The sequence below is a fragment of the Pseudoalteromonas sp. TAE79 genome, assembly GCF_000498015.1.
GTDB lineage: Bacteria > Pseudomonadota > Gammaproteobacteria > Enterobacterales > Alteromonadaceae > Pseudoalteromonas.
Genome location: NZ_AUTL01000111.1, coordinates 1 through 4,508, shown reverse-complemented (window position 1 = coordinate 4,508; position 4,508 = coordinate 1). Strand labels below are relative to the sequence as shown.

5 protein-coding genes and 1 pseudogene are annotated in these 4,508 nt (G+C 39.8%); 2 read left to right on the top strand and 4 right to left on the bottom strand.

Annotated features, from left to right (window positions below; translation table 11 throughout):
* Positions 1 to 209 precede the first annotated feature (209 nt).
* Positions 210 to 1,754, top strand: a complete 1,545-nt coding sequence (gene istA / locus L655_RS0106695) for an IS21 family transposase (RefSeq protein ID WP_024600838.1) — start codon at positions 210 to 212, stop codon at positions 1,752 to 1,754.
* Positions 1,755 to 1,768: 14 nt separating this feature from the next.
* Positions 1,769 to 2,524, top strand: a complete 756-nt coding sequence (istB, locus tag L655_RS0106690) for an IS21-like element helper ATPase IstB (protein ID WP_024603886.1) — start codon at positions 1,769 to 1,771, stop codon at positions 2,522 to 2,524.
* A 27-nt stretch (positions 2,525 to 2,551) separates the two neighbouring features.
* Here istB and L655_RS1000000127175 read toward each other — a convergent pair whose 3' ends face one another.
* The 4 genes and pseudogenes from L655_RS1000000127175 to L655_RS1000000127370 form a co-directional block, all read right to left on the bottom strand.
* Positions 2,552 to 2,719, bottom strand: coding sequence for a hypothetical protein (locus L655_RS1000000127175; RefSeq protein WP_241764458.1), 168 nt, complete (start codon positions 2,717 to 2,719; stop codon positions 2,552 to 2,554).
* A 4-nt stretch (positions 2,720 to 2,723) separates the two neighbouring features.
* Positions 2,724 to 2,954: pseudogene (locus tag L655_RS1000000126525) on the bottom strand (hypothetical protein); the annotation flags it as partial.
* A 367-nt stretch (positions 2,955 to 3,321) separates the two neighbouring features.
* Positions 3,322 to 3,996, bottom strand: a complete 675-nt coding sequence (locus L655_RS0106680; RefSeq protein WP_024604511.1) for a hypothetical protein — start codon at positions 3,994 to 3,996, stop codon at positions 3,322 to 3,324.
* Positions 3,997 to 4,116: 120 nt separating this feature from the next.
* Positions 4,117 to 4,508: hypothetical protein (locus L655_RS1000000127370; RefSeq protein WP_024604510.1), on the bottom strand; the 392-nt coding region annotated here is incomplete at its 5' end.

Here is a 4,508-nt window from a genome sequence, read left to right as displayed (position 1 = left end):
TGCATATTCCGGAGCATCGTGAACAGTGATTCCGGCCCATCGTGAACACCCGTTCTGGTTTTAGCGTGAACGCTCATTCCGGTTTTATCGTGAACACTTTTGACTGATTTTCCGGAATCGGTGTTCACACCAAACCAGTACAATTTCAACGCATTGATTATTAATTACTTTGTTAAGCTATTTCCTTTTTGTATTACTGAGGAAGGGATATGGCGACTAAGAGGATCACAATGCGTAAAATTCGAGAAGTGTTGAGGCTACATTTTGCTGCCCAACTCAGTGTCAGAAAAATAAGTGCCAGCACTAAGATCAGTGTCGGTGGTATTCAAAAACTACTCACTAAAGCCAGAGCTTTATCGTTAAGTTGGCCACTGCCCGACGAGCTTGATGATTCTGTGCTTGCTAGTCAGTTCTATCCTCGCGCCGACACTCGGCCATCCCAGCGATTTGAAGTGCCAGATTGGCCAGCCATTCGAAAAGAATTAACGGGCAAAGGCGTCACCAAGAACTTACTCTGGGAAGAATATACTCAGCAATATCCGAATCGTTGTTACAGCTATTCTCAGTTCTGCGATCGCTACATGACCTGGCTTAAAAAGCAAAAACGTTCGATGCGACAAGTGCATAAAGCAGGAGAAAAACTCTTTGTCGATTATGCGGGTCAAACGATGCCCATTGTTTGTAATGCGACGGGTGAAGTGAAGTTCGCCCAGATATTCGTGGCGGTGATGGGCGCATCAAATTATACATTTTGTGAAGCAACCTGGAGCCAAAGTCTACCCGACTGGATCGGCAGTCACGTGCGAGCATTTGAATTTATCGGCGGTATACCTGACATGGTTATCCCCGATAATTTACGCAGTGGTGTCAGTAAAGCGTGTCGCTACGACCCTGATGTTAACCCGAGTTATCAGCAATTGGCCGCGCATTATGGCACCGTGATTGTGCCTGCTCGTCCCAGAAAACCACAAGATAAAGCCAAGGCCGAAGTGGGCGTGCAAATCATTGAACGCTGGATACTCGCCAAGTTACGACACCAAACCTTTTTCTCATTAGCTGAGCTAAACCATTGCATCAAAGCCTTACTGCTTGAGGTCAATAATAAGCCCTTTAAGCAACTGAGTGGGACACGACAATCATGGTTCGAGTCAATCGACAAACCCGCCCTCGCGCCCATGCCCAAACTAGCTTATCAATTCACGGATATTAAACACGTCAAAGTGAATATTGATTATCACGTTCAGTATGATAACCATCTTTACTCGGTACCCCATCACTTGGTGGGTGAAAAGCTTGAACTTCATGCCAAAGACAACTTGATTGAGGCTTATTTCAAGCATAAACGCATCACCAGTCACCCGAGAAAATATCATCCGGGCATGACCACCACATCCGAGCACATGCCTGTAAAGCATGAGAAGCATCATAAATGGTCACCAGGGCGTTTAATGAATTGGGCGAAAGATATTGGAGATGACGTTTTGCTCTGGGTGAAAGCACAATTGGCACAGAAACAACATGAAGAACAAGCGTATCGTGTGTGCTTAGGCTTACTCAACCTATCAAGAAGCTATCCCGCCGATCGGCTCAATAACGCCTGTGCGATAGCCAATCAATACAGTTTATATCGGTTAAAACATATCAAAGACATACTCAGTAGCAACCAAGATAAATTGCCGCGAACGCAAGAAGAGCCGTCGACGTTATTGCCACAATCCCATGAAAATATCCGTGGTCCTAAAAGCTTCCATTAAGGTAAGGAAATTCTATGTTAGAACAAACGATAACTCAGCTTCGTCAACTCAAACTCAGTGGTATGGCCAACGCCTTAGTGAGCCAAATAGAACAACCAAGTACTTATGAAGGGTTGTCCTTCGATGAGCGACTACAACTGCTAGCAGACAGTGAAGCCCAAGACCGAGAGAGCCGAAAACAACAACGCTTACTTAAAGCGGCAAAACTTAAATTAGCCGCTAACGCCAGAGACATAGATTATCATCACCCGCGAGGTCTCAATCAATCGATGATGGCATCGCTACTGCAATGTGATTGGCTGAATAAATCACAAAACTTACTCATCACAGGCCCTTGCGGTAGCGGTAAAACCTATATCACTTGTGCGCTTGCGCATACAGGATGCATGAAAGGCTACAGCGTTAAATATTACCGACTCTCAAGGTTGATGCTTGCGCTGACACAAGCCAAAGCAGATGGCACTTACAGTCGAATGTTACAGTCACTCGCTAAGATCGACTTACTCGTTTTAGATGATTGGGGGCTTGAGCCACTTAAAGCGGCACAACGAAATGACTTAATGGAGATCATGGATGATAGGCACGGCAGTTCATCAACCGCCATCATCAGTCAATTACCCACCGAAGAATGGCATCAATCCATCGGCGATAATACCTTAGCCGATGCCATTTTAGATCGACTAATGCACAATGCTCATCGGATAAAATTAAAGGGGGAGTCTATGAGAAAAATTCAATCTAAAATTGACCATCGTGAACACTTAGGTTAAAAATGTCATGAACCCAATGCGTGGAATTTAAGTGTTCACGATAAAACCGGAATCGGTGTTCACCATCACCGGAATACGCAGCATTGCGTTTCTTTCTTTATCAAGTTCAACTTTCATTTGTTCTTGATGATCTACAACAGCTTTTAAACGATGAACAAATTGAGGGCTGCATATGTAATCATAAATAGCTTCCATTTGTGCCTTTTAATCGAGGCTTTGTTTTGAAGAACGCTTGTTGCAGAGCGTGATCATCCCACTTCTCATCAAGCGGCCAGTAAGTAATATCTAACTCTGCTGATTTACAGGCATATTTAGACACGATTGAGGGTGAAACAGATAAGCTTGTTGCTATCTGACGATGACTGAGTTTACAGCTGTATTTGTCGGAGGACATTAAAGTATGAAACTCGACAATAAATACTAAAACCATGACAATAAAGTTCGAAACTTTTCGATGCTATTTGTCGCAGTCTGCCTTTTGTTCTAACAAGCTTTTGCCCCAAAACGTGTTAAAGCAATTATTCTATAGGTCGGCTTTGAGCGATAACCGGACACTGAAAAAGTTAAATTTATTCCTGTGTTTTAAGTAGAAATCTAATTTTGTCCAATAACATTATTAAACGCCGTTTTGGGGCAAAATAACATGCTTAATTCCTAGCTGTTTTAATTACTTGTTTACAAAGGTAATTATTGGTGAAATTATCAGGGTATGTAATATACGCCGTTTCGGTGTGTTATAAACCACCAAAATGGTGTTCAATAAGCTGTTAGCTGTTTTGCTATGTTCTAGGCTTTTTTCAAATAAAAACATCGACTTTCTTTTTGTCGGTTAACAATAAAGCAGCCTTTTCTTGATATAAATCAAAAGTATCGTCTGATATAAATTTATCAAACGTATTAATTATTTCTTTCATGTAAGAGGCTCTTACTTGATAAGTCTGACGTTCAGGATATTCTTTAGCAAGTCCATCTAATTTCTCTGAACTATTAGAAAAATACTCCATAACATTAATTTTTTTATCAGGATCTACATCCCCTCCACCATAAGAAAGGATCCTAAGTTTAGACTCTAAACTATTCATATCTTCTCTTTTTTTGGATATTATGGGGTTTCCTGACTTACCTAATCTAACTGGTTCATCACTATCGTATTTTTGTGTGTATTCTCGTTCCATTTCATTCACATTTTTAACAATACTATGAAGTTCTTTTATACTCATATTAGAAAAGTTGAGCTCTTCTTTTTTAAATACTTTTTCATATGCACTTCCCTCAATTAATGATGAATCAAAAGCATTATTGTCTTTTTTTTCTTTAACTTTAGGATCAAGGTGAGTTGTGTTTATATTAATTTTTAAGCCACTTTCGCTTGTTTTAGTAGAAAAGCTTTTTATTTCTTCATCATCACTGTTTGTAAAAATAGATATTTTACTTTCAAATAGAGTAGGTAGTAGATTGGTGCTGATTTTCATAAAAATCCTTTTTCATATGTCGTTTTCTTTTATCGACATAATTTTATAAAACTTAAGCTTTTATTTTAGATTGTTTTCTATTAACGACTCATAGGGCTGAGTCGTTAATAGAAAGTTTAACTAGCCACCAGATCTTACTTCATAAGTAATTCCACCATAAGTAGATCCAGTTGTTGTTTTATTTTCAACTTCCCAATAATAAGTGCCTGCATTAAAGATAGAAGTGGAAACTGCTACGCTATATCCGCCAGCAACTCTATCTCCATTGCTATCAACCAAAGTCACTTTGAAATCATGTCCGTCATAGTTTCTTAAAATTGCAAAACCGTATCTACGGCAATTACCACCATCATAAGTAAAGCTTGCAATAGTTCGAGTCTGCTCCAATTTAAGACTAGTGTATCTAGTGTAAATTGTAGGGCTACAACGTTCATATTCACTGGTTGTTTGCTCATTTTTAGCTGCTTCTTCAAAATCAAGAATAGAATTCAATGATGCAACTTGATCATGTT

What these genes read in the sequence shown, in the direction of transcription:
- L655_RS1000000127175 (WP_241764458.1), bottom strand. Translation starts at nt 2,719, where the DNA reads ATGGAAGCTATTTATGATTACATATGCAGCCCTCAATTTGTTCATCGT.
- istB (WP_024603886.1), top strand. Translation starts at nt 1,769, where the DNA reads ATGTTAGAACAAACGATAACTCAGCTTCGTCAACTCAAACTCAGTGGT.
- istA (WP_024600838.1), top strand. Translation starts at nt 210, where the DNA reads ATGGCGACTAAGAGGATCACAATGCGTAAAATTCGAGAAGTGTTGAGG.
- L655_RS0106680 (WP_024604511.1), bottom strand. Translation starts at nt 3,996, where the DNA reads ATGAAAATCAGCACCAATCTACTACCTACTCTATTTGAAAGTAAAATA.